23 protein-coding genes are annotated in these 22,515 nt (G+C 41.6%); all 23 read left to right on the top strand.

The genetic code is table 11. The features are described 5' to 3' along the window. The first annotated feature begins 1 nt into the window (after position 1). A complete protein-coding gene (locus VB083_RS01615; protein WP_307879815.1) occupies positions 2-370 on the top strand; it encodes a YraN family protein in 369 nt (122 codons plus the stop codon). Next, the gene (locus VB083_RS01610; RefSeq protein ID WP_213690751.1) at positions 367-1,869 is read left to right on the top strand and encodes a YifB family Mg chelatase-like AAA ATPase; all 1,503 of its coding nucleotides are present in this window, start codon (positions 367-369) and stop codon (positions 1,867-1,869) included. The genes VB083_RS01615 and VB083_RS01610 overlap by 4 nt, the downstream gene beginning before the upstream one ends. Beyond that, entirely contained in the window at positions 1,866-2,975 is a 1,110-nt protein-coding gene (dprA, locus tag VB083_RS01605; protein WP_213690752.1) for a DNA-processing protein DprA, read from the top strand. The genes VB083_RS01610 and dprA overlap by 4 nt, the downstream gene beginning before the upstream one ends. 14 nt (positions 2,976-2,989) lie before the next feature. After that, positions 2,990-3,262, top strand: coding sequence for a hypothetical protein (locus VB083_RS01600; RefSeq protein ID WP_213690753.1), 273 nt, complete (start codon positions 2,990-2,992; stop codon positions 3,260-3,262). A gap of 21 nt (positions 3,263-3,283) precedes the next feature. Then, positions 3,284-5,401 carry a type I DNA topoisomerase gene (topA, locus tag VB083_RS01595; protein ID WP_213690754.1) on the top strand — a complete coding sequence of 706 codons (2,118 nt, stop codon included), beginning with the start codon at positions 3,284-3,286 and terminating at the stop codon, positions 5,399-5,401. 2 nt (positions 5,402-5,403) lie between these two features. Continuing rightward, positions 5,404-6,720, top strand: a complete 1,317-nt coding sequence (gene trmFO / locus VB083_RS01590; protein ID WP_213690755.1) for a methylenetetrahydrofolate--tRNA-(uracil(54)-C(5))-methyltransferase (FADH(2)-oxidizing) TrmFO — start codon at positions 5,404-5,406, stop codon at positions 6,718-6,720. A gap of 190 nt (positions 6,721-6,910) precedes the next feature. Then, positions 6,911-7,807 carry a tyrosine recombinase XerC gene (locus VB083_RS01585; protein ID WP_323401629.1) on the top strand — a complete coding sequence of 299 codons (897 nt, stop codon included), beginning with the start codon at positions 6,911-6,913 and terminating at the stop codon, positions 7,805-7,807. Further along, positions 7,800-8,342, top strand: a complete 543-nt coding sequence (hslV, locus tag VB083_RS01580; RefSeq protein WP_213690757.1) for an ATP-dependent protease subunit HslV — start codon at positions 7,800-7,802, stop codon at positions 8,340-8,342. Before VB083_RS01585 ends, hslV begins: the two co-directional genes overlap by 8 nt. Beyond that, on the top strand, positions 8,339-9,745 hold the full coding sequence (gene hslU, locus VB083_RS01575; protein ID WP_213696085.1) for an ATP-dependent protease ATPase subunit HslU: 1,407 nt from the start codon (positions 8,339-8,341) through the stop codon (positions 9,743-9,745). The genes hslV and hslU overlap by 4 nt, the downstream gene beginning before the upstream one ends. A 20-nt stretch (positions 9,746-9,765) precedes the next feature. Beyond that, positions 9,766-10,611: a GTP-sensing pleiotropic transcriptional regulator CodY gene (gene codY, locus VB083_RS01570; protein ID WP_323401628.1), complete on the top strand. Its 846-nt coding sequence runs from the start codon at positions 9,766-9,768 to the stop codon at positions 10,609-10,611. A 124-nt stretch (positions 10,612-10,735) separates the two neighbouring features. Next, positions 10,736-11,137: a flagellar basal body rod protein FlgB gene (gene flgB / locus VB083_RS01565; RefSeq protein WP_213690395.1), complete on the top strand. Its 402-nt coding sequence runs from the start codon at positions 10,736-10,738 to the stop codon at positions 11,135-11,137. Continuing rightward, positions 11,137-11,553, top strand: coding sequence for a flagellar basal body rod protein FlgC (flgC, locus tag VB083_RS01560; RefSeq protein ID WP_213690396.1), 417 nt, complete (start codon positions 11,137-11,139; stop codon positions 11,551-11,553). The genes flgB and flgC overlap by 1 nt, the downstream gene beginning before the upstream one ends. A gap of 162 nt (positions 11,554-11,715) precedes the next feature. After that, a complete protein-coding gene (gene fliE, locus VB083_RS01555) occupies positions 11,716-12,027 on the top strand; it encodes a flagellar hook-basal body complex protein FliE (protein ID WP_213690397.1) in 312 nt (103 codons plus the stop codon). Positions 12,028-12,053: 26 nt separating this feature from the next. Continuing rightward, entirely contained in the window at positions 12,054-13,628 is a 1,575-nt protein-coding gene (gene fliF, locus VB083_RS01550) for a flagellar basal-body MS-ring/collar protein FliF (RefSeq protein ID WP_213699242.1), read from the top strand. 17 nt (positions 13,629-13,645) lie between these two features. Next, a complete protein-coding gene (gene fliG, locus VB083_RS01545) occupies positions 13,646-14,665 on the top strand; it encodes a flagellar motor switch protein FliG (RefSeq protein ID WP_213691079.1) in 1,020 nt (339 codons plus the stop codon). Next, positions 14,658-15,557: a FliH/SctL family protein gene (locus VB083_RS01540; RefSeq protein WP_323401627.1), complete on the top strand. Its 900-nt coding sequence runs from the start codon at positions 14,658-14,660 to the stop codon at positions 15,555-15,557. Before fliG ends, VB083_RS01540 begins: the two co-directional genes overlap by 8 nt. Beyond that, positions 15,538-16,881, top strand: coding sequence for a flagellar protein export ATPase FliI (gene fliI, locus VB083_RS01535; RefSeq protein WP_213695753.1), 1,344 nt, complete (start codon positions 15,538-15,540; stop codon positions 16,879-16,881). The genes VB083_RS01540 and fliI overlap by 20 nt, the downstream gene beginning before the upstream one ends. A 32-nt stretch (positions 16,882-16,913) precedes the next feature. Beyond that, entirely contained in the window at positions 16,914-17,363 is a 450-nt protein-coding gene (locus VB083_RS01530) for a flagellar export protein FliJ (protein ID WP_213695752.1), read from the top strand. A 6-nt stretch (positions 17,364-17,369) separates the two neighbouring features. Continuing rightward, entirely contained in the window at positions 17,370-17,963 is a 594-nt protein-coding gene (locus VB083_RS01525; protein ID WP_307879817.1) for a lytic transglycosylase domain-containing protein, read from the top strand. A 4-nt stretch (positions 17,964-17,967) separates the two neighbouring features. After that, positions 17,968-18,606, top strand: a complete 639-nt coding sequence (locus tag VB083_RS01520; RefSeq protein WP_213691075.1) for a MotE family protein — start codon at positions 17,968-17,970, stop codon at positions 18,604-18,606. A 7-nt stretch (positions 18,607-18,613) separates the two neighbouring features. Then, complete coding sequence (locus VB083_RS01515) at positions 18,614-20,008, top strand: flagellar hook-length control protein FliK (RefSeq protein WP_323401626.1); 1,395 nt, start codon at positions 18,614-18,616, stop codon at positions 20,006-20,008. A 15-nt stretch (positions 20,009-20,023) separates the two neighbouring features. Beyond that, the gene (locus VB083_RS01510) at positions 20,024-20,458 is read left to right on the top strand and encodes a flagellar hook capping FlgD N-terminal domain-containing protein (protein ID WP_213691073.1); all 435 of its coding nucleotides are present in this window, start codon (positions 20,024-20,026) and stop codon (positions 20,456-20,458) included. Positions 20,459-20,583: 125 nt separating this feature from the next. Further along, positions 20,584-22,506: a flagellar hook protein FlgE gene (locus VB083_RS01505; RefSeq protein WP_213691072.1), complete on the top strand. Its 1,923-nt coding sequence runs from the start codon at positions 20,584-20,586 to the stop codon at positions 22,504-22,506. Positions 22,507-22,515 lie beyond the last annotated feature (9 nt).

Here is a 22,515-nt window from a genome sequence, read left to right as displayed (position 1 = left end):
CGTGGATCATGTTGCACTTGGCCGTTGGGGGGAAGAAACAGCATGTTCTTATCTCCATAAAAAGGGATGGAATATTCTGGATCGCAATGTTTATTTTCCTCGGGGAGAGCTCGACATAGTAGCCATGGATAAGGATGAACTTGTTGTAGTAGAGGTTCGAACTCGATCATTAGGATATCTTATGTCTCCTGAAGAATCGGTGGGACCTGTGAAAACGCGAAGATTGGTATATGCAGGGTCTTGCTATGTGGAAAAAGTAGATTGGAATGGTTTTTGGAGAATTGATCTCTTGGGAATTACGTGTCATAAAGATGATAGTTATTCCATAGAACATTTCAAAGATATTACGAACGGGATGTCTTTTTTGTGATCCCTATTTATGGTATTACGCTTCAAGGCGTGCAAGCTCTGAAAGTAGAAGTTGAAGTTGAAATAACAGGTGGTCTTTTTTTTATCGCAGTTGTAGGCCTTCCTGACGCTGCTGTACGAGAATCTCGGGAGAGGGTCCGTGCGGCTTTGCGCAGCCTTCTTATTCCAGTTCGCGGACGTGTTACTGTAAATCTTGCACCTGCTGACAGCCCTAAAGAAGGAGCCCTTCTTGATCTCCCTATAGCTTTAGGTATTGCACAGAAATTAGGTGTTATTTCTTTAAATAAACCGGCTCTTTTTGTGGGAGAGCTGGCTCTTGATGGTCGATTACGAAAAACAAGGGGAGTGGTTCCAGCTGCCTTCTTGGCTCGGAAGCTTAAAATTCCCCTCTTTGTTCCGCAAGAAAATGCCTTTGAGGTTTCATTAGTTCCTGATGTAGAGGCATATGCTGTTTCAAGTCTGCAACAATTATTCGATCATATAAAAGGAAGAACATTACTTTCTCCCCTTAGAAAAGAAATACTTCCATCTGAGAACATTGTCGCCGATCCTGATTTGGCTGATATTAAAGGACAGAGTGGAGCTAAAAGAGCTCTGGAAATAGCAGCAGCAGGCCATCATAATTTGATTCTTGTTGGTTCCCCTGGAAGTGGAAAAACAATGCTTGCCAGAGCAATACGAGGAATTTTACCACCACTTTCTCAAGAAGAATTATTGGAAAGCCTTCAAGTTCACAGTACTGCCAAGCTTGACTTCCAAGCGACCCTCCAGCCACCTTTTTATACAGTCCATCCTACAGCAAGTATTGTTGCGATTTGCGGGGGAGGGTCAGCTCTTCGTCCAGGAGAGATAAGCCTTGCTCACCGTGGTGTTCTCTTTCTTGATGAATTTACGGAGTTTAGGCGGGATCTTTTAGAAGCTCTCCGTCAACCGTTGGAGGATGGAAAAATAGTAGTAAGCCGAGCAGCTGGGCGTGTTGTTTTCCCATGTCGTGTTTTGCTTATAGCTGCCTGTAACCCTTGTCCTTGCGGTTGGGATGGAGACATGGTGGAACAATGTATTTGTTCGGCATATGAGAAAGAGAGATATAGAAAACGCATTTCCGGACCTATTTTAGATCGCATTGATTTACACGTGTCTGTTCCACGTCTTCTCCCGAAAGAATTAATTTCTTTCGAAAATCAAAGGGTTGAGAGCAGTAAAGTTGTTCGTAAACGTGTCTGTATGGCCAGGGAGCGACAACGAAAACGATGGGGAAAGTATGGTTTTCATTGTAATGCTGAACTTCCTGAGCGTTTTATAAAACGTTCTTTGCAATTGAGCCGAGATGTCCGTTCTTTCTTGATCCAAATGTCAGATCGACTTCGTCTTTCTGGAAGGGGAATAAGCAGAGTGTTAAAAGTTTCGCGTACAATAGCGGATCTTGCCGGTTCTTCTGAAGTAGAAGTCTCGCATGTAGCCGAAGCTCTTGCTTATAGAAAGGGGAGTGTTTCTTTATGACTCCTCGTCAGGAGGCTCTTTTACTTATAAATGCCATAGAAGCAGATCGCCGTTTATGGGATAAAATTGCTGATAGTGAAGAGAAAATTGAAACGATCCGAAACGGATTTTTAACGGATGAACAAAAGAAAAGTCTTACATCTCGAACGTATAAACGTCTTGTCTATCTGGTTCACTCCCAATGGGCAGAGAAAGAAAGATATCGTTGTGAGTCTGTTGGAGTGCAATTGCTTTTTATGGGAGAATCAGGCTATCCCAAAAAACTAGAGAAGATGGAAAATGCACCGTTGGTTCTCTACGTTCGTGGAAATTATTCTTTTAAGAAACCTATACTTTCGGTTGTTGGAACACGAAGGAGTACATATTATGGGCAACAGGTGGCTAGAGCATTAGGGCGTGTGGCAGCAGATAAAAACTGGACCTTGTTAAGCGGAGGAGCTCTTGGTATTGATGGGGCAGCACATAGTGGAAGCTTAGATGCTGGAGGAGAGACAGCAGTTGTGCTTGCCCATGGATTGGACCATGTTTACCCTAAACAGCATGAAGAATTATTTAGAAATATTCTCTCTTCTGGGGCTCTTGTTACAGAGTACGGTTTAGGCATAAGTGCAAAACCTTGGCATTTTCCTAAACGAAATCGGATAATAGCTGGTTTAGCTGATAAAATCGTCATAGTTGAAGCTCCAAAGCGAAGTGGAGCTATCGTTACAGCCCAGATTGCCTTGGATATAGGACGTGAAATATGGGTTGTGCCTGGTCGGATAGATGAAAAAATATGTAGTGGTTCCAATAAACTTCTTTATGACGGTGCCCATCCTCTTGTCGATCTAGCGGATTTTGCTGAAACGCTGTCACCGATTACACAACTTCATTTATTGAACTCAAAAAAAGAAAAGAGTAAATCGTTATGTCCGAATATAAGTGAAAAAGAGCAAAAAATTCTCAATCTTATTCAAAATCATGGAGACCAAACAGTTGACAACTTAACTGCTCAAGGTAAAATGACTGCCGCTGATGTTATCTCTTGCGTGAGTCATCTGTCTGCGTTAGATCTTATATATTCATCAGGGCCTGGCCGATTTCGGGCCTCTATTGAATCAAAGTAAAGGAGCGTATCATATTGACGCGATTAGTTCATGATCTTGAAAGAATGTTTCTTACAGAAGATGCTCTCGAACTTATTTACCAGCTTTTTCTCACTGAAGAATACGCTAGAAACGTTATAGAAATAGCTATAGAAGATGCCATGATGATCGGGCAGGTTCGTGGAGGGCATATTGATGCCATAACTTTTATGAGCATCATACAGAGAACAGCAGATTCAACAATTTCTCATTTTGACTCGACTGGTTCGCTTTATGATTCAGTAAAGGGTCAGTATTTTGTCCATTAAACATTAAACAAGGAGGATCTTATGACGAAGAAAGAAACGGGGAAAACTCTTGTTGTAGTCGAATCTCCCACAAAAGCGAAAACTCTTTCTAAAATATTAGGATCAAAATATACAGTAAAAGCGAGCATTGGCCACATCAAAGACCTTCCTAAAAGCCGGATCGCTATTGATATCGAAAACAACTTTCAACCAGAATATATTCTAGTTAAAGGAAAAGCCAAAATAAAAAATGAATTAGTTAAACTTGCTCAAGGGAGTCAGAAAATACTACTGGCATCTGACCCTGATAGGGAAGGGGAGGCTATTGCTTGGCATCTTTGCGATATTTTGAAACTTGATCCAGAATCGCAATGCCGGGTCCGTTTTTACGAAGTTACGCCAAAGGCTGTCAAAGCGGCAATTAAAAAGCCTGAGTCCGTAGATATGAATAGAGTAGATGCGCAACAAGCACGTCGTGTTCTTGACCGTCTTGTCGGCTATTCTTTAAGTCCGCTATTGTGGAAAAAGATACGCTATGGCCTTTCTGCTGGGCGAGTGCAATCTGTAGCTCTCAATCTGATATGCGATAGGGAACGAGAAATAAAAAATTTTGTTCCTTCGGAATATTGGCATGTCAATGTGGAAGCCTTATCAAACGATAATAAAAGGAAATATGATTTAAAGGTTATGAGCTTTGAAAATAAATCTTTTTGGAAGGAAGGGAAGCCCCTTCTTATATCGAGCTCAGAACAAGCAGAAAAGATCGCCAGCGATATTCAATCAGCTGCCTTAGTTGTAAAAGAATATAAAGTAAAAGAAGGTAAAAGAAAACCTTTACCTCCTTTTAAAACAAGTACATTACAACAGGAAGGTGCGCGTCGTTTAAGTTTCTCTCCTCGTAGAACAATGGCTGTTGCACAGGCGCTTTTTGAAGGCATTAATATTCCAGGGCGAGGTCCTGCCGGCCTTATTACATACATGCGAACAGATAGTCTCCGGATAGCACCGGAAGCATTAGATGCGACCAGAAATTATATTACCCAAAGTTATTCATCAGAATATCTTCCTAAAACTGCCAACCTGTTTACATCTAAAGCCAGAAGTCAGGATGCTCATGAAGCAATTCGACCGACAGATGTGACGTTGACACCAGAAAGCTTAAAAAGTGTATTAACACCTGAACAATACAAGCTGTATTCTCTTATTTGGAACCGTTTCGTTGCTTCGCAAATGGCTCCCGCCGTTGTTGCCAATGCTATTCTTGATGTGGAAGCGGGTTCTTATGGCTTAAGGCAAACAGGAGAGACTTTAATTTTTGATGGATGGGGAAAATTATGGCCATTAGAGTTAAAAGGGAGCGAATTAGCTCCAGCAGTTTCAGAAGAAGAGCTAATATGCCATGATATTTCTAAAGAACAGCGTTTTACAAAACCTGCTGCGCGCTACTCAGAAGCGACTCTTATAAAAACTTTAGAAGAAAAAGGAGTTGGACGACCTTCAACCTATGCCACTATTGTTGAAACACTTTACGACAGAGGATATGTTGAAAAGAACGAAGAAAAACGGTTGGAACCTACTTCTTTGGGAATGACAGTAGACGATTTCTTGCTTCAATATTTTGACTCTAAAAGCCCTTCTCCCATCGTCGATACGAATTTTACGGCTCAAATGGAAGGACAATTGGATCTTATTGAAGAAAATAAGCTTGAATGGGTTGATGTAGTCCGTTCTTTCTGGGGTGGTTTTGCAGAAACTCTAGAAGAAGCCAAAAAAGCATCGGCTGTTGATTTGCCTGAACCTGAGCCAATTGGTGAGGATTGTCCGGAATGTGGGAAGCCTTTAGTTAAAAAACGAGGACGTTTCGGTGATTTTATAGCCTGTTCGGGATATCCTGAATGTCGATATACTCGCCCAATTCTGAAAACTATTGGTGTGAAGTGTCCCCTATGTGGGGAAACTGAAAATGGAGAAGTTGTTCGAAGAAGAAGTAAAAAAGGAAAGTTTTTCTATGGATGTTCACGATATCCTGAATGTAAATATGTCTCATGGAACGAACCTACAGGAGAAAAGTGTCCAGAGTGTGGAACTCCACTTGTTCGCAAAAACAAAAAAAGTCTTCCAGAATGCCCCGAATGTGGTTGGAAAAAGGAGAAAAAGTAATTATGGACAGATCAAACGAAATTCTGGTTCTTGGTGGCGGATTGGCCGGGAGCGAAGCAGCTTGGCAGTTGGCACAAAGAGGATATCCTGTTTGTTTAGTAGAGATGAGACCGAAAATAACAACCCCAGCACATCAGACCGATATGATGGGGGAACTTGTATGCAGTAATTCTCTTGGTGCTGATAATATGACAAGCCCAGCTGGAATATTAAAGGCTGAGCTTCGTTATCTTGGTAGTCTCATAATGGAAGCTGCAGATCATACGAGCGTTCCTGCAGGCAAAGCACTTGCCGTTGATCGTGACGCTTTTGCTGGTTACATAACGAAAAAACTTTCAGAACATCCTTGTATAAGAATTGAAAGACGAGAGATGACATCGTTGCCGGAGGAACCTGCTATTATTGCTACAGGTCCCTTAACAAGCCCTTCTCTTGCAGAAGAATTGAAGAAAATAACAGGAGAAGAATATTTTTCTTTTTTTGATGCTATAGCTCCGGTAGTTTTTTACGATTCCATCGATATGACGAAAGCGTACAAAGCAGGACGCTACGGTCAAGAAGCAGATTATATAAATTGTCCCATGAACGAAGAAGAGTATATTCGTTTTTGGAATGCTCTTGTCTCTGCAGAGCGAGCCACACGTCATGAATTTGAAAAGGACATTCGTTATTTTGAGGGATGTTTACCAATAGAAGTTATTGCCTCCAGAGGTATCGATACTCTCCGTTTTGGTCCTTTAAGACCAGTTGGTTTGCCCAATCCCCTTACAGGAGAAGAACCCTATGCTGTTGTTCAGCTTCGACAAGATAATAAAGATGGCACTCTTTTTAATTTAGTTGGTTTTCAGACAAGCCTGAAATGGGGAGAGCAAGCTCGAGTTTTTAAACTTATCCCAGGGCTTCAAGATGCTGAGTTTGCCCGTTATGGTGTTATGCATAGGAATATATACGTCAATGCACCTACTGTACTTGATGGTTTTCTTCGTTTACGGGATCGTAAAAATCTTTTTTTAGCGGGGCAAATAACGGGAGTAGAAGGATATCTTGAGAGTACCGCTATGGGACTTGTTGCTGCTATTTATATGGCGTTTTCTTTGAGACAAACAGAAATGCCCATTTGGCCTAAAGAGACAGCGATAGGTTCTTTGCTCCGTTATTTATCAGAAACTGACACGAAGGTTTTTCACCCTATGAACGTAAACTTGGGCATATTCCCCCGTCTTGATGTAAAAATACGTAAAAAAATAGAACGATGTCAAAAAGTTGGTGAAAGAGCGATGTTGTTCTTAGAAGAATTTTACAAAAGTTACCTAAAATAGGACTCCCCCCCTATTTTTTATAATAGACCTCTGTTGTATAATGTATAATAATAAATTCCAATGATTTTAAAATTTTTTGTGTCGTTATATTTTTGCCTTTTTTCAGGCAAATCTTGTTGCAAAAATTGCAATTTTATGGCATTCTGATTGTTTAGAAAAGTATCAAGTATCTGGAAAAGAATGATAAAATATGATTATGGCTGAAAAGTTATCTTCTGCGTTGGATTATTACTTGGAACAGATGCGTTTTGCCAAAAATATGTCATTGTATACTATTGAGAATTATGCTGTAGATCTCAATCAATTTGTTAACTATTTGCTTGAGCAAGACGTTACCCTTCTTTCGGAAGTAGATACACGTTTGATTCGTGAGTATTTGAGGGTCTTGGCTTCTTTTGGATACGCTAAGTCATCTGTCTCCAGAAAACTTTCCGCTATAAAAAATTGGTTTCTTTTTTTAGTTGATAAAAAATTAGTGGAGAAAGATCCAGCTAAAAATGTTAAGGGTCCACGTTTACCTGCGCGCTTGCCACGTGCTTTAAGTGTAGAGGAAGTTACGAGGCTAATTGAAAAAGGAAGTGCGGAAAGCACAACGCCTCTTAGAGACAGGGCTGTTTTAGAGTTACTTTATGGATGTGGACTTCGTATTGGAGAGCTTGCAATTCTTCACTGGGAGGATATAGATCTTGTCGAAAGATGGCTGCGGGTTCGAGGCAAGGGAGACAAAGAGCGAATGGTTCCCGTAGGCAGAATGGCTAAAGAGGCTGTTCAGGTGTGGCAAGATACTTTTTCAGAACCAAATAATTTTATCTTCCCGGGGGAAAATGGCGATCATCTTACTGTGCGTACTGTTGGGCGTATAGTGGAGAGAGCCGCGCAGAGAGTTGGATTATTTGGGGTAACTCCCCATATGTTACGTCATAGCTTTGCAACCCATATGCTTGAAGGTGGAGCTTCTATACGAGTGATGCAAGAGCTTTTGGGACATGAAAGTTTATTGACGACACAACGGTATCTGACAGTGACGGCAGAACATCTTAAACAAAGCTACATAGATGCTTTTCCGAGAACTAGAGGAGATGATTGAACTGTTTAAGGGAACAACTATATTGTGTGTACGCCGCGGAGATACAGTGGCGATGGCTGGAGACGGTCAGGTAACCTTAGGAGATCAAATTATAAAGGCAGGGGCACGGAAGGTGCGTCGCTTATATAAGGGAAAAGTCCTTGCAGGATTTGCAGGGAGTACCGCAGATGCAATGACACTTCTTGAGCGTTTTGAAGCGCGTTTAGAGGAAAATAGCGGAGACCTTATGAGGGCAGCTGTTTCTCTCGTTAAAGAGTGGAGATTGGATCGCGCTTTGAGAAAACTTGAGGCCCTTATGCTTGTTGCAGATGAAAACCATACATTGTTACTTTCAGGTGCAGGAGATGTGCTTGAACCGGAGAACAATGTTGCTGCTATCGGATCTGGTGCTGGTTTCGCCCTGGCGGCTGCACGGGCTTTTATGGAGTCTGGTAAAGGGTCTGTTTCTGAAATCGCCCACAGATCTATAGAAATAGCTGCGGATATTTGTATCTATACGGATAAAGAGATAACGGTAGAGGTGATTGGCGAATGAGTATTGTAGCAGAAGAGAAGCTGGATTTAACACCTCGCCTTGTAGTTGAGTGTCTTGACAGGTACATCATAGGGCAGGAGAAGGCTAAAAGAGCGGTAGCCATTGCTCTTCGTAATAGAATTCGACGTCGCAATTTGTCTCACGATCTCGCCAACGAAATAGCTCCTAAAAATATACTGATGGTTGGCCCGACAGGTGTAGGAAAGACGGAGATAGCCCGTCGTTTGGCTGATCTTGTTCAAGCCCCATTTGTGAAAGTAGAAGCGACGAAATTTACTGAAGTGGGCTACGTTGGACGAGATGTGGAGTCAATGGTTCGAGATCTCGTCGAAATGGCTGTGTCCATGGTAAAAAAAGTAAAGATAGAAGAGGTTCAAGGTCCTGCAGAAGAGAGAGCTTCGTTGCGGCTTGTGGATGCTTTGCTTCCACGACCGGAGAGAAAATCGTCAATGCCCGACTTTATGAAAATGTTTTCGGGAAAAGAGGAGGAAGTGGCGCCGTCTCAGGAAGATGACTCTATTAGAGAATCTACGAGAAATAAAGTTTTAGAACTTCTTAAGACAGGCAAACTGGATGGAAGAGAAGTAGAGATTGAGGTAACTGAAAATTCTGCTGTCGGTATACCTCTTCTTGGTGGCGCAGGAATGGATTCGATGGGTATGAATATTAATGAAATGCTCAGCGGCTTTCTTCCTAAAAAAACTAAAAAACGTCGAATGAAGGTTGTGGATGCCAAAAGGCTCTTGCAGGCCGAAGAAGCTGAAAAACTTATCGATATGGAGTCGGTAGGCAAAGAGGCTTTGGAGAAGGCGCAAGAAGAAGGCATTGTCTTCATTGACGAACTTGATAAGGTTGTTGCCCGCGGATCTTCTAATGGTCCCGATGTGAGCAGGGAAGGTGTTCAGAGGGATCTTCTCCCTATTGTTGAAGGGGCATCGGTTCAAACAAAGTATGGAACGGTAAAAACAGATCACATTCTTTTTATTGCTGCGGGAGCTTTTTCAAGCGTTAAACCTTCTGATCTTGTTCCAGAACTTCAGGGACGATTCCCCATTCGTGTGGAGTTGCAGCCATTAGGAAAAGATGAGCTGGCTCGCATTCTTGTCGAACCGGAAAATAGTCTCATAAAACAGTATCAGGCTCTGTTGAGCACTGAAAATGTGGAAATACGATTTTCTCAAGAGGCTATTTACAAAATAGCGGCATTAGCTGAGAAAATGAACACCGAAATGGAAAACATAGGAGCTCGTCGTCTTCATACGATGATAGAACAGCTTCTTGAAGATATTAGTTTTACGGCACCAGAGCGGCAAGGTGATGTAATAGAGATAGATACTTTATTTGTTGAAGAGAGGCTTTCCCCTCTCATGGAAGATACTGACTTGCGAAAGTATTTGCTTTAATTATTCAGGAGGGATTCGAAATGACTAAAGGAGAAAAGAAAATAACAGATAGTAATCCTGTTATAGTGGAAGATCCAGCAATGAAAGATTTACTCGATAAAACTCGTCAAGTAGGCAGAGCGCTTCAGAACCGCAGAGAAGGAACTAAACCTGATTATAACAAGCTTGCTAAACTTCTTTGTGAATTTTCCACAGCGAATGTCTATATTATCAACAGAGAGGGCAAAATTCTTGGCTATTCATGGATTAGTGAATACCACTCGGAAGCAGTAGCTAATTTCTTGGAGAGAGGGTATATGCCCGAGAATTTTGTTGAGAAAATGAATCAGCACAGAGAGTCCATTTTGAGCGAAACAGATGGCTATCTCTTTGATGATGAAGAAAACGCTGAAGGCGCTCCAGAGAAACACATGCTGTACGTTCCTATATATAGCGCTGCTGAGCGTTTAGGAACGTTACTTCTTGTGAGATTCTTTGATCCTTTTTATATGAAAGATCTTATTTTAGCTGAGTATCTTGCAACTCTCGTTGGAATTGAAATTTTACATGACAGAACCCGCAGTATAGAAGAGCGTGCCAGAGAGCGTCTTGTCGTTCAAATGGCCATGCGTGCACTTTCCTACTCTGAAGTAGAGTCAGTAAAACATATCATAGCTGAATTAGGCGCTTATGAGGGCGTAGTTATTGCCAGTAAGGTTGCAGATCGAGTAGGCGTAACACGGAGTGTTATTGTCAATGCTCTTAGAAAACTAGAGAGCGCAGGTATTATAGAAAGTAGAAGCCTTGGCATGAAAGGAACCTTTATAAAGATTTTAAGCCCCCTCTTTATTGAGGAGTTAGGAATGGTTCTTCCTCAGAGCATGTAACTTTAAAACATTAATATTGCTGAGTAAAAGTGAAGCTGCCATGAAGGACAGCTTCACTTTTTTATATATTCTATTTAAGAAAAGAATTACTTCTACCGATATGTAACACGAAGGGGTGAAAGCAATGATTGTTGATCGAGCGTGGAAAGTTGCAGAAAAAGATTTGGAAGGTCTATCTCAGCGTTTTCAAGCGGTGGGGTCAAATCTTGCTAATGCTAACACTCCAGGATATGGGAGAAAAGAGGTCTCTTTTGAAGAAGAGCTAAGAAGCGTTGTTCTAGGACCCGATAAATTACCTTTAAAGGTTACGCAACCTTCTCATATTGTCTCTGTTCCGGCTACGGTAGATAAAGTTGTTCCATCGGAAAAAAGAATTTATGACGAGAAAGTGCGGTTTGACGGAAATAACGTAGATTTAGAGATAGAGATGGCTAAGATGATGGAGACTCGTTTAGCTTATCAGTCAATGACACGATTGATAGGCAAGAAAAGTTCCATGTACCGTCTTGTCATAGGAGGACGCTAATGCGAGTTTTTCGTACAATTGATATAGCGGGGAGTTCCCTTACCGCACACAGGCTATGGATGGATACTGTTGCATCTAATTTAGCGAATGTAAATACTACAAGAACTGATACAGGTGGTCCTTACGTTCGAAAAACTCCTGTCTTTTCAGAAATTTTAGCAACTGAAGAAGGGCGCCAGTGTGGAGGTGGGGTTAGAGTTGTTGATATTGCTGAAGACTCTCAGCCTTCCCGTCGGGTCTATCAACCCGATCATCCCGATGCAGATGCCCAGGGGTATGTTTCTTTCCCTAATGTTAATGTTGTTCGCGAGATGGCTGACATGATGACGGCTAGCCGTGCTTATGAAGCAAACCTCGCTATTGCAGATGCAGCAAGAGGTATGTGGAATGGAGCTCTTGAGATCTTACGAGGGTAATATGGCATACATTGAAATATGAGCCCTTTTGCCTATATGACTTCCTTCAGGGGACACTGTAAAGTGTCCCCTTTTTTATCATTGTTGTTACACAGATGTGTTAAAATTAAACTTATTGATAACAAATTTGATATTTGCTTTTATTACTGAAGGAGAGATAATATGGATCCTGTAAAACTTGATCTCAGTCAGCTTACTCCGAAGAATAAAATGAAACAGACGATGCAGGAGAAAACAGATCTTATACACCATAGTCCTTCTTTCGAGTCGATTCTCTCCCAATCTTTTGTTAATGTTAATAATTTACAACAAGAATCTGATATGATGGTTCAGAAATTGGCGGTCGGAGAAGTAGATGATATATCGACTGTGGTTTTGTCGGTTCAAAGAGCTGAGCTTGCACTTCGAATGATTACAGAAGTGCGTAATAAGCTTGTGGATGCATATCAGCAACTTGCGCGTATGCCTGTTTGATTTTTTTATCCTTTTCTTAATTTAATATGAATGGATTAACTCAGTTAAAAGAAAAAATTAGTGCGTTTTGGTTATCGTTGCGTCAATGGCAACGATGGTCACTTGTCGGGGCCGCTGTTTTGGTTGCAGCAGCTCTTGTTTTGCTTGTCTTATGGGGAGGAAAGCCCTCCTATGAGCCTCTTTTTGCACAGTTGGAGGTTTCTGATGAAGCCGCCATCGTTTCTTATCTGAAGGAGAATAAAATTCCCTATCGGATCGATCCTGCTGCTCACGCTGTTTTGATTCCTCGAGATCAAGTCTATGAGGTTCGTCTTACTTTAGCGCAGGAAGGACTTCCCAAAGGTGGCAATGTAGGTTTAGAACTTTTCGACGATACTAAAATGGGGATGAACGAGTTTCAACAAAAGGTGACTTTTTTAAGAGCCTTGGAGGGAGAACTTGCAAGAACAATAAGTCAGATTGAAGCTATAGATTATGCCAAGGTAAATATCGTTCTTCCCGAAAAACACCTTTTTTTAGAACAGCAGCAACCTTCTACAGCTTCTGTACTTATTCGTTTGAAGGCAGGGCAGGAGATAGGTCCCTCTCAGATAAAAGCCATTATTCATCTTGTTTCTCATAGTGTAGAAGGTCTTGCCCCTGATTATGTAACCGTCGTTGATACGAGTGGTAAGGTTCTTTCTGATATGCTTGATCAGGAGCTCTTGGTATATAGCCATGGAGATGGACAGACTGTTTCTTCTGTACAGCGAGAACTGGAAAGGCAGCAGGAACGAGAACTAGAGAGTAAGGTCAGGCAAATGCTCGAACGAGTTTATGGCCCAGGCCATGTCGTGGTTCGTGTGAAAGTAGAGCTTGATTTTGACAAGAAACAAAGTCGTTATAAGGAATATGTTCCTTTTGCGTCTGGAAAAGGTGTTTTAAGAAGTCAGCAAAATATGGAAGAGAGCTTTACTGGTAGTGGTACTCCAGTAGGGGGCGCTCCCGGAACGACGACGAATATTCCAGGGTATGCAATAGGTGCTCCTAACACTGGTATGAATGAATATAATAAGAGTGACGTTGTTAGTAACTACGAGATAACAACACGAGAAGGAGAAAAAATAGATACACCAGGTGGCATCAGACGACTGACAGCTTCTGTTTTAGTTGATGCTGACCTGGATGAGACAAGATTAAAAGAATTGAATGCCATTGTAGCGCCGGCTTTAGGTTTTAGGGCTGAGCGTGGTGACGAATTGGCAATACAGGGAATGAAATTCTCAACGACACTTGCAGATTCTCTTAAGGAACAGCTTCAGCGAGAACGTCGTACACAGCTTATTTTTCTTCTTATTGGTTTAGCGGCACTTTTGCTTCTGCTTTCTCTCGGAGCTCTATGGTGGGTTCGTCGCAGAAAAGAAGGAAAGGAAAAGAAAATTACGACTGGTACTGAAGCAGGAAAGGCAATGCCGTCTATACAGGATATTCTTAGCTCCCCTGAACTTCTTGAATCTCAGGGAGAATTGGCTATATTGGAAGAACAATTACGGGCTTATGCGAAAAGTAAGCCTGAAGAAGTTGCAAATCTTCTTCAGGAATGGATTTCAGAAGATATGTAAAAGACAGGAGATAAAATATGGCGCGTAGTTCTGGCTCTCGTGGATTGCAGGGAAAAGAAAAAGCGGCGATTTTGCTTGTTGCTTTGGGGAATGAAGTCGCAGCTGAACTTTACAAACATTTTGATGAGGCGACCATCGAAATAATAACGCTTGAGATAGCCAATCTTCAGAAAATATCTCCTGAACAAAAATTAGAAGTATTGAAGGATGCGCAAGAGATGCTTCTTGCTCGCGAGTATATGGCTCGTGGTGGAGTTGATTACGCTCGGGATATACTGGAGCGAGCTTTGGGACCTGAGCGTGCTCAAAACCTTCTTGCTCGTATAACGGCGAGTTTGCAGGTTCGTCCCTTCGATTTTATGAGACATTCAGATCCTCAGCAGTTATTAAGTTTTATTCAGGGCGAACATCCTCAGACGATAGCGTTGATTCTTTCGTATCTTGAACCAGAGCAATCGGCTCAGGTTATCGGTGGCCTTCCGGCAATTATGCAGGCTGAAGTGGCGAAACGTATTGCCAAAATGGATCGTATTACACCTGAGGTATTACGTGAGGTAGAAAGAGTTCTAGAAAGGAAGTTAAGCACTGTCATGGGGCAAGACTTTACCTTGGCTGGTGGCATCGATGCCATAGTGAACATTATTAATAATGCTGATCGTGGAACTGAGAGAAATATTATGGAACACTTAGAAGAAAATGATCCGGAATTAGCCGAGGAAATCAAGAGGAGACTCTTTGTATTCGAAGATATACTCAAAATGGACGATCGTTCTTTACAGCGTGTCTTGCGTGAAGTTGAGATGAAAGAGCTTGCTCTGGCTCTGAAGGGGGCTACAGAGGATCTTCGGTCTAAGTTCTTTAAAAATATGTCAAAGCGTGCTGCTGAGATGTTGAATGAAGATATGGAATTTATGGGGCCTGTACGTGTACGTGATGTTGAAGAATCGCAACAGAAGATTGTTAACGTTATTCGAGCCCTTGAGGATGTAGGAGAAATAGTCATATCACGCGGAGGAGAGGAAGAGCTGGTTGTCTAAGTTTGTGCGTCACAATATTATTAGAGCAGTTCGTGTTCTTCCTGAAGCTGTACGTATAGGAGCTTCAGCTAATGACGGGAAAGTTTCCCGAGAAGCTTTGGCTCAGGACGAAACAGCTGCTGTGTGCTCTTTAGACAAAGATCAGTCTGAACTTCTCCAAAAAGAATTAGCAAACCTTCAGAATTATGCTTCCCAACTAGAAGAAGAATTGAAAGAAGCCCTTCAGCGTAATCGCGTTCTCGAAAACGATTTTTTAGCCCATAAAAAACAGGTAGATGAAGAATATCAGCGGGCTGTCTGTGACTTGAACAAAGAAAAAGAATCTCTTTTTTTACAAGCTAAAAAAGAAGGATATGATGCCGGCCAAATAGAAGGGCATTCCGAAGGACTAAAAGCGGCCCGAGACGAGGTGGAGCAGGAATATTCAGAGCGCTTCTCCGGGCTTTTGGCTACGTTTGACAATATTCATGCTACTGTTGTGAAAGAAAAATCTTCTCTCGCTGAACTTAATTTGCCTTATATGATGCGTTTGTGGAAATGCCTTTTGGAGAGATTGCTTAAAAAAGAGGTTTCCATTGATCAGAATACCGTAATACGTATTTTAGAAAGTATTTTAACAAGAGTTAGTGATAAAGAAAAAATTGTTATATATCTTAACCCTGAAGATGTTGAAAGTGTGAAAAATCAAAAAAGCACCTATGCCGATCTTTTACGAGGTGTAAAGGTTTTAGATATACATGTTGATGATCATGTGGATAAGGGAAGTTGCATTGTAGAAACAAATCTTGGGGTTTACGATGCTCGTTGGAAAACTCAGTTTGAACAGATCGAAAAGGAAATAGACCAGCTTTTCTTAGAGGAGGCTTCTGCTCTTGAACTCCGAAAAGAGTAGGGAGCTTCTATGGGATGTTTTAGAGGCCCGACTTTCTAGAAATCAATTAATAAAAATTAACGGTCGAGTGGTACAAGTTGTGGGGCTCGTTGTGGAATCTCAAGGTCCTGATGTTCGAGTTGGAGATTTATGCCAGATACGCTTTCGCGGCGACTCTCCTCCGTTAAAGGCGGAAGTTGTCGGCTTCAGAGAAGATAGAGTTCTTTTAATGCCTTTAGGGAGCTTAAAAGATGTTGGGCCTGGATGTGACGTTGTCTCTATGGAACGTCCTCTGGGAGTGCATGTAGGTCGTAACCTCCTTGGTAGGGTTCTTGATGGCTTAGGGCAGCCTATGGATGATAAGGGACCTATTATTGCTTCAGATTTTTACCCTCTTTATGCAGATCCGCCTCATCCGTTACGAAGACAGATGATTTCCTCCCATCTTTCTGTAGGAGTAAAGGCAATAGATGGTATTTTAACATTGGGTACTGGGCAGCGAATCGGAATTTTTGCCGGTTCCGGCGTGGGAAAAAGTACTCTTCTGGGAATGATGGCCAGAAATACGGAAGCAGACATAAATGTTATTGCTCTTGTTGGAGAACGAGGACGAGAAGTTAGAGAGTTTATAGATCATGATCTTGGCGCGCAAGGTATGGAACGTTCAGTGCTTGTTGTTGCAACGTCAGATCAACCGCCTCTCATACGCTTAAAAGCGGCCTTGACAGCTACAGCAATAGCGGAATATTTTCGAGATCAAGGTAAAAATGTGCTTTTGATGATGGATTCTGTAACTCGAGTAGCCAGAGCTCAGCGAGAAGTAGGTTTAGCTATAGGAGAGCCGCCTACAACCCGAGGATATACTCCTTCTGTTTTTGAGGCTCTTCCTCGGTTATTGGAAAGAGCTGGCGCCGGAGAGCGTGGAAGCATTACCGGTATTTATACCGTTCTTGTTGAAGGTGACGATATGAATGAGCCTGTCGCTGATACCGTGCGGGGTATTCTTGATGGACACGTTGTGCTTTCTCGAAAGATAGCTTCGAAAAATTTTTACCCTGCTATTGATATTCTGAACAGTGTGAGTCGAGTTATGCCTTCTGTTGTTTCCAAAGAACATTTAAAGGCTGTTTCCAGAATACGAGAAGCTATAGCTGTTCATCGAGAAGCGGAAGATTTGGTCAATATTGGGGCATATAAAGAGGGCTCTAACCGTAAGATTGATTGGGCCTTAAGTCATATAGAAGATATACATGCTTTTCTTTGCCAGTCGACTGACGAAAAATATACTTTTGAAGAGACAGAATCAAGTCTTATGACATTGGCTCCATTTGCCGAAGATATATAAAGGTAGGTTAAAAGGAGGCAGAGGGGTAATTCATGATTGAACGTATAAAACGCTTCCAAAAGATTTTGTCGACACGAGAAAAGGTAAGAAATGAAGAACGCTTACTTTTAAGTGAAAAGCGTAATTATGAGCAAAATATTGTTTCCTTAATGAATGGATTGCAAGAAGAAAAACAACAAGCATTACATGTTTTCAGTACGCAGGATAACTGTCTTTTTTCCCCTCAGGATATGTGGTATAGACGAAAATCCATTGATTGTATCGAAAGAAAATTAGACGAAGCGCACGAGGCATTGTTACAGATACAGTATGCTATTCGTCAATCAGAAGAACGTCTTCTTCAGAAACATAAAGACGTAAAGGTTATGGAGACATATCTTGGTAAGATGAAAGATGAGTATAACCAAGTCGTGTCACGAATGGAGCAAGAAGAACTTGACGATATAGCTACGATACGATTCGAGAATAAGTCTGGGGAGTGAAATCTTTTGCAGGCAAAAAGAGTAGGATTGGAACGAGTTATAAAACGTATAAATGAGATTCAGGAGCGCTTCTGCCCGAATGAAGCGCCTAAACAAGAAAAAAAGAGAGAACGATTTGTTGATGTCTTGTCGCGTGTAGAAAGAGAATCTAGCCTTGATGTGAACGTTTTGCCAGAAAAAGAAAACAGCAAAATTCCTACCTCAGAAAATGTTTCTTTAAATTCGATCATAAAGCGCCATGCTAAAAATTACAATGTGGATGAAAACCTTATTCGTGCCGTAATAAAGATGGAATCTGGGGGGAAAACAGATGCTGTTTCTCCTAAGGGGGCTATGGGGCTTATGCAATTGATGCCGGGAACGGCGCGTATGTTGGGGGTTAATAATCCTTATAATCCCGACGAAAATATAGAGGGCGGTGTAAAATATCTGGCCTTTTTGTCCGATAAATATAAGGGGGATTTAGAGCAGGCTCTTGCAGCATATAATGCGGGGCCTTCTCGGGTTGATTCCTACGGAGGTATTCCGCCCTTCCCTGAAACGCAGCAATATGTTCAAAACGTTTTAGCAGAATATAAGCGAAATATAGGGAGCGAATAGAACTATGCCTGACGATAATTTATGGGCAGAGGATACAGAACGGGAGTTACAGGAAAATCAGGGCTCATCCCGGCCCGTCTCTCCACGTAAAAAGGGGAGTAGACTGAGGCGTAGATTGGGCCTTTTTTTTGTTTTGCTCATTATAGGGGCTGGCGTAGTTTTAGGACTCCATTTAGGTGGGGTTTGGGATATTCGCCCCTTTGCGGAAAAATTAGGCATAATTAAAAGCGAGACTCTCTCTCCAGCCGATCGCCGACAACAAGAGTTAGAAGAGTGGGCAAGCCGCTTGAGTAAAAAAGAAAATGAACTTAATGAAAAAGAGCATAATCTTGAAGTTCTTTCTCAAGACCTTGTCTCTAGAAAAGATGCTCTTCTTGTGAAGGAAACTGAAATCCAGGCCTTGGAAAAGGATTCTAATGATAGCAAAGTTCAAAACGAAGAGTCTTTACAAGCGTTAGTTCAGACTTTTCAGGAAATGTCGTCGCGTCGGGCTGCATCTATCATTGAGCAGTTAGATCAGAAATTGGCAGTGAAACTACTTTTGAAAATGCCTGAAGATAGTGTTGCATCTATATTAGGACGTATGGACCCAGGACGGGCAGCCTTGCTGACGGAACAGCTTGCACTTCAGAAAGATAGGTGAGATGGGGATGCAAGGTGATTTTTTTTCAGTTATTTCAATGGGGGAGCTTCTTACCGAGCCGAATAATACCCTTCAACCTGATATGAAAGTAACTACTGAGTTGGATTTTGCAACTCTTGTTGCAGCTCTGTCAGAAAACGTATCAGGAGAGACAGAAAAAGATTCTCTTTCTAACCTTAATTTGATAGCCTCAGATAAATCAGACAAATCAGATAAATCAGATAAAAAGGAGAGGGAACAATCGTTATCTTTATCTTCTTTATATGCAACGTGTCCGCCTTTAGTGAATATTTTATTAACGAAAACCGAGGCGGAAAGTGAAACAGCAACTTTTGTTGATAGCATGACAACTGAAAAAGCGAAAAAAGAGGAGAATTTGCAGCAAAATCCTTCAGAACTTTTGCCACAGAAAGAAATGGATCAATTGGAAGAAAAAGGTTCAGGGTTGCTTGAAGAAATAACAATTGATGAGGAAAAAGCTGCAGAGATTGAGGTTTTAAAAGGCAGCATTAACGTTAATAATAAGGATAAAAAAGTATCGAGTGAAAAAGAAGAGGAAAAGCCGCTTATAAAAGGTTTTGTACGTAACCACGATAAAGGAGAAGTGCAAGGTCCGAAAGAGGAGAAGTTTCCTTTAGATAAAATTTCTGTTGTTGGTGATTCTATCCCAAATATTGAAAAATCGTTTTCTCATGTAAAACGAGAGATTGAAGATAATGTGTTGCCTCCGCAGGAAATAATAACTTCAGATAAAAGCGTTTCTCAACAAACTGACATGGGAAATACGCAGAGTGATTCCTTAGATTTACATAAAGAATCACAAGATGTAGATGTTCCACATAAAGGGGGAATAGAAAAGGATAAGACAAATACTTCAGTGTCGCAGCATCCTTTTCATGAAGTGATGGCTCAAAATATAGTTAAAGAAAAATCGGATTTAAATCGTATGAATACAGTTCCTCAAGCATTTCAAAGAGGTGTATATGTTGGCACAAATCAAGGGGAACAAATACAGACAGGAATGACGCATGTATTAAGGTTCCTTCATACGAGAGGAGAAACAAAAGCCAAGGTCGTTATTGAGCCACCAGCTCTTGGCAGGGTAGACGTGGAACTGCTCTCTTCTCAACGAGGGGTTGAGGCGTTTCTTCGTGTGAGTTCCGAATCTTTAAGGCATATTGTGCAAGAACAGTTACCAGCGCTTCGAAGTGCCTTTTCGCAGCAAGGACTTGTTTTAGCCGATTGCTCTGTGGATGTTCGAAAAGAGAATGAACATAGTGGACAAAACCAACAGAATAAACGGCGAGGAATAAAAGTAGCGATGGATGCTTTAGACGAAACTGAAGAACCTCTTGCTTTTCGTCTTGACCTAGAGCAAGGCTTACTCGTTTGGATGGCATAGGATAGGAGGGAGAAAATGTTTGTACAAAGTACCGATTATTCAGTAACAGGCTCTGCTACAACAGCTTCTGCCACAAGCGCGACAGAACAGAAAAGTAAAACCGATTCGAATGGAGGATTGGATCAAGACGCTTTCTTCAAAATCTTGATCACTCAGTTGACCCACCAAGACCCCATGAATCCTTTACAAGATAGAGAATTCATTGCTCAGATGGCTCAATTTACTACAGTAGAAAAATTGACGAATATGGGCAAGGTTGTAGACGAAATGGCTACTGTAAATCGAGGGAATGCAGTTTCTTATCTTGGTAAAAACGTAAGTTTCTATGATGAGAACGGAGAAGTTATGACATCTAAAGTTCAGGCTGTTTGGTTTGACGATAAAGAGGGTGTTATTCTTCAGGTTCCCGAGGGGCAAATCAAATTGGCAGGAGTTCTTTCTGTTTCATAAAAAATTTGAGTTCTTGTAAGTATTCTCCGAAATAGTAACTATGAGAGAAAAAAGCCCACTAGGGACGGTTGGGTTTGACATGTGCAAGGGAGTGCGCATTTCTCTGTGTTGGGAGGTTAATAGAAATGCTAAGATCCCTTATGACGGGAGTAAGTGGAGTTCGGGGACATCAAACTCTGCTCGATGTTGTAGGTAACAATATTGCCAATGTGAATACAGCCGGATTTAAAAAATCGACGGTGACTTTTCAGGATTTGCTCTATCAGACGTCTCGTGGAGCTTCTTCTCCACAGGGCGATAGGGGCGGAATAAATCCTATGCAGGTGGGTCTTGGCGTTAATATTGGGGCTATTGAAACAATTCATAGCCAAGGACAGTTGCAGTATACGGGCAATAGAACTGATATGGCTATACAAGGTGACGGATATTATGTCATGGGTGATGGAAGCAGAACTCTTTATTCCAGAGCAGGTAATTTTATTCTTGATGCTAATGGGAACATTGTTCAGTCTGGAACTGGGTATATGTTGAAAGGTTATACATTAGAGACTGATCCTAACGATCCTACTCGGTATATTAAAGGTACGCAGCTAGTAGATATGAATATTCCTGTAGGGCAAAAATTGCCAGCTCAAGCGACGACTCTTACAGGATTCCGCTGTAATCTCGATAGCAGAGTTGATGCATACCTGCCCATGGGGTTCCTGACTAATGGAGTAAAAGCAACGGGACTTTTAGGAGGAGCTGAGCGTTCTATCACCTTTGGTTCTGGTACTGATGTGAATTCTTTTGTCACAGTTAAAGTCGGAGACCAAACTGTACAGATGGCAATAGATGGTGTAGATCAAGACGTAAAACGTCCTAAATTGGCAGACACAACGTTGACTCTTGATGGACAGACATACGATGTTACGTTTGATAGCGCCTCTGGTGTATTGAAAATGACGAATCAGGCAGATGCGACAGATTCATGGGAATATGAGCTTGGCGCCATGATGGATTACGATATAGTGAGCATTGCTGAAAGTAACGGAACAGAACATCATTATCTCGTGGAATATAACGATCTCGGAAGCCAGGGTGGAAACAGAGAAATGGTTCTTTGGGGAGATAATAACGCAACTCCCTCTGCTGTAACACGTTTCTCTTCAGAAATTACAACGTCTCATGATGGCATCTTTATTGACCCGGCTGGTAACGGTTATTCTTTGGGAACAACCTTCCCTGAAGGAAAGACTCTTTTTGCTGTTCCTTCAGAAAATGGACAAGGTATTGAGATTCGAAGCGATTCTGTTTCTGGGGATGTATTATCAACTGTTAATCAGCGAATTCCAAGTGTTCATACTACGAAGCTTGATGTTTTTGATAGTTTGGGGAATAGCCATACATTAGAGGTAAGTTGGGAAAAAATAGAGAATAATCAATGGCGTTGGAGAGCGTGGCTTCCTACAGAGCCTGGAATTACATTAACCAACAATACTGGAATTATTTCTTTCCAGAGTAACGGTAAAATTGATGGATCGTCAAGTAACGCCACAATGTCTTTAGGGTTTGGTTCTTTGGGAGCAGAAGATTCTTCTATAAAACTTGATTTCAGTGGTCAGTCGTTTGATAAAGAGCCTATTGAAGGTGTAACACAGTACGGATCGGCCTTTACTACAAAAGCCTACTATAGAGATGGCTATGAGATGGGCGTTTTAAACGATTTTGCAGTAGGAACTGATGGAACTGTTGTAGGTGTTTACAGTAATGGCGAAAGTCGCTCTCTTTACCGACTTGGACTCGCTCTTTTTGCGAATCCGAGCGGTCTTGAAAAAGTAGGTAATACTGCATTTGCTGAAAGTGCCAACTCTGGTATAGGTCAGGTGGTATCTCCTCTTGAAGGAGGAGCTGGCAAGATATCCGGTGGTTCTCTTGAAATGGGGAATGTAGACCTTTCCGAAGAATTTGTGCGTCTTATCATTGCCCAAAGGGGATTCCAGGCGAATGCTCGTGTCGTTACGACGAGTGATCAAGTTCTTGAAGAACTTGTGAATATGAAACGTTAGGAAACAGCT

This window comes from Aminobacterium sp., assembly GCF_034926885.1.
In the GTDB taxonomy this organism is placed as follows: Bacteria; Synergistota; Synergistia; order Synergistales; family Aminobacteriaceae; genus Aminobacterium.
Note: the sequence above shows the minus strand (reverse complement) of the source record. Positions and strands in the feature narration are given on the sequence as shown.

Coding starts and splice junctions, on each gene's coding strand:
- fliE (WP_213690397.1), top strand. CDS start 11,716: ATGGATCCTGTAAAACTTGATCTCAGTCAGCTTACTCCGAAGAATAAA.
- VB083_RS01585 (WP_323401629.1), top strand. CDS start 6,911: ATGATTATGGCTGAAAAGTTATCTTCTGCGTTGGATTATTACTTGGAA.
- VB083_RS01505 (WP_213691072.1), top strand. CDS start 20,584: ATGCTAAGATCCCTTATGACGGGAGTAAGTGGAGTTCGGGGACATCAA.
- fliF (WP_213699242.1), top strand. CDS start 12,054: ATGAATGGATTAACTCAGTTAAAAGAAAAAATTAGTGCGTTTTGGTTA.
- flgB (WP_213690395.1), top strand. CDS start 10,736: ATGATTGTTGATCGAGCGTGGAAAGTTGCAGAAAAAGATTTGGAAGGT.
- VB083_RS01530 (WP_213695752.1), top strand. CDS start 16,914: ATGATTGAACGTATAAAACGCTTCCAAAAGATTTTGTCGACACGAGAA.
- hslV (WP_213690757.1), top strand. CDS start 7,800: ATGATTGAACTGTTTAAGGGAACAACTATATTGTGTGTACGCCGCGGA.
- VB083_RS01515 (WP_323401626.1), top strand. CDS start 18,614: ATGCAAGGTGATTTTTTTTCAGTTATTTCAATGGGGGAGCTTCTTACC.
- trmFO (WP_213690755.1), top strand. CDS start 5,404: ATGGACAGATCAAACGAAATTCTGGTTCTTGGTGGCGGATTGGCCGGG.
- codY (WP_323401628.1), top strand. CDS start 9,766: ATGACTAAAGGAGAAAAGAAAATAACAGATAGTAATCCTGTTATAGTG.
- flgC (WP_213690396.1), top strand. CDS start 11,137: ATGCGAGTTTTTCGTACAATTGATATAGCGGGGAGTTCCCTTACCGCA.
- hslU (WP_213696085.1), top strand. CDS start 8,339: ATGAGTATTGTAGCAGAAGAGAAGCTGGATTTAACACCTCGCCTTGTA.
- topA (WP_213690754.1), top strand. CDS start 3,284: ATGACGAAGAAAGAAACGGGGAAAACTCTTGTTGTAGTCGAATCTCCC.
- dprA (WP_213690752.1), top strand. CDS start 1,866: ATGACTCCTCGTCAGGAGGCTCTTTTACTTATAAATGCCATAGAAGCA.
- VB083_RS01520 (WP_213691075.1), top strand. CDS start 17,968: ATGCCTGACGATAATTTATGGGCAGAGGATACAGAACGGGAGTTACAG.
- fliG (WP_213691079.1), top strand. CDS start 13,646: ATGGCGCGTAGTTCTGGCTCTCGTGGATTGCAGGGAAAAGAAAAAGCG.
- VB083_RS01510 (WP_213691073.1), top strand. CDS start 20,024: ATGTTTGTACAAAGTACCGATTATTCAGTAACAGGCTCTGCTACAACA.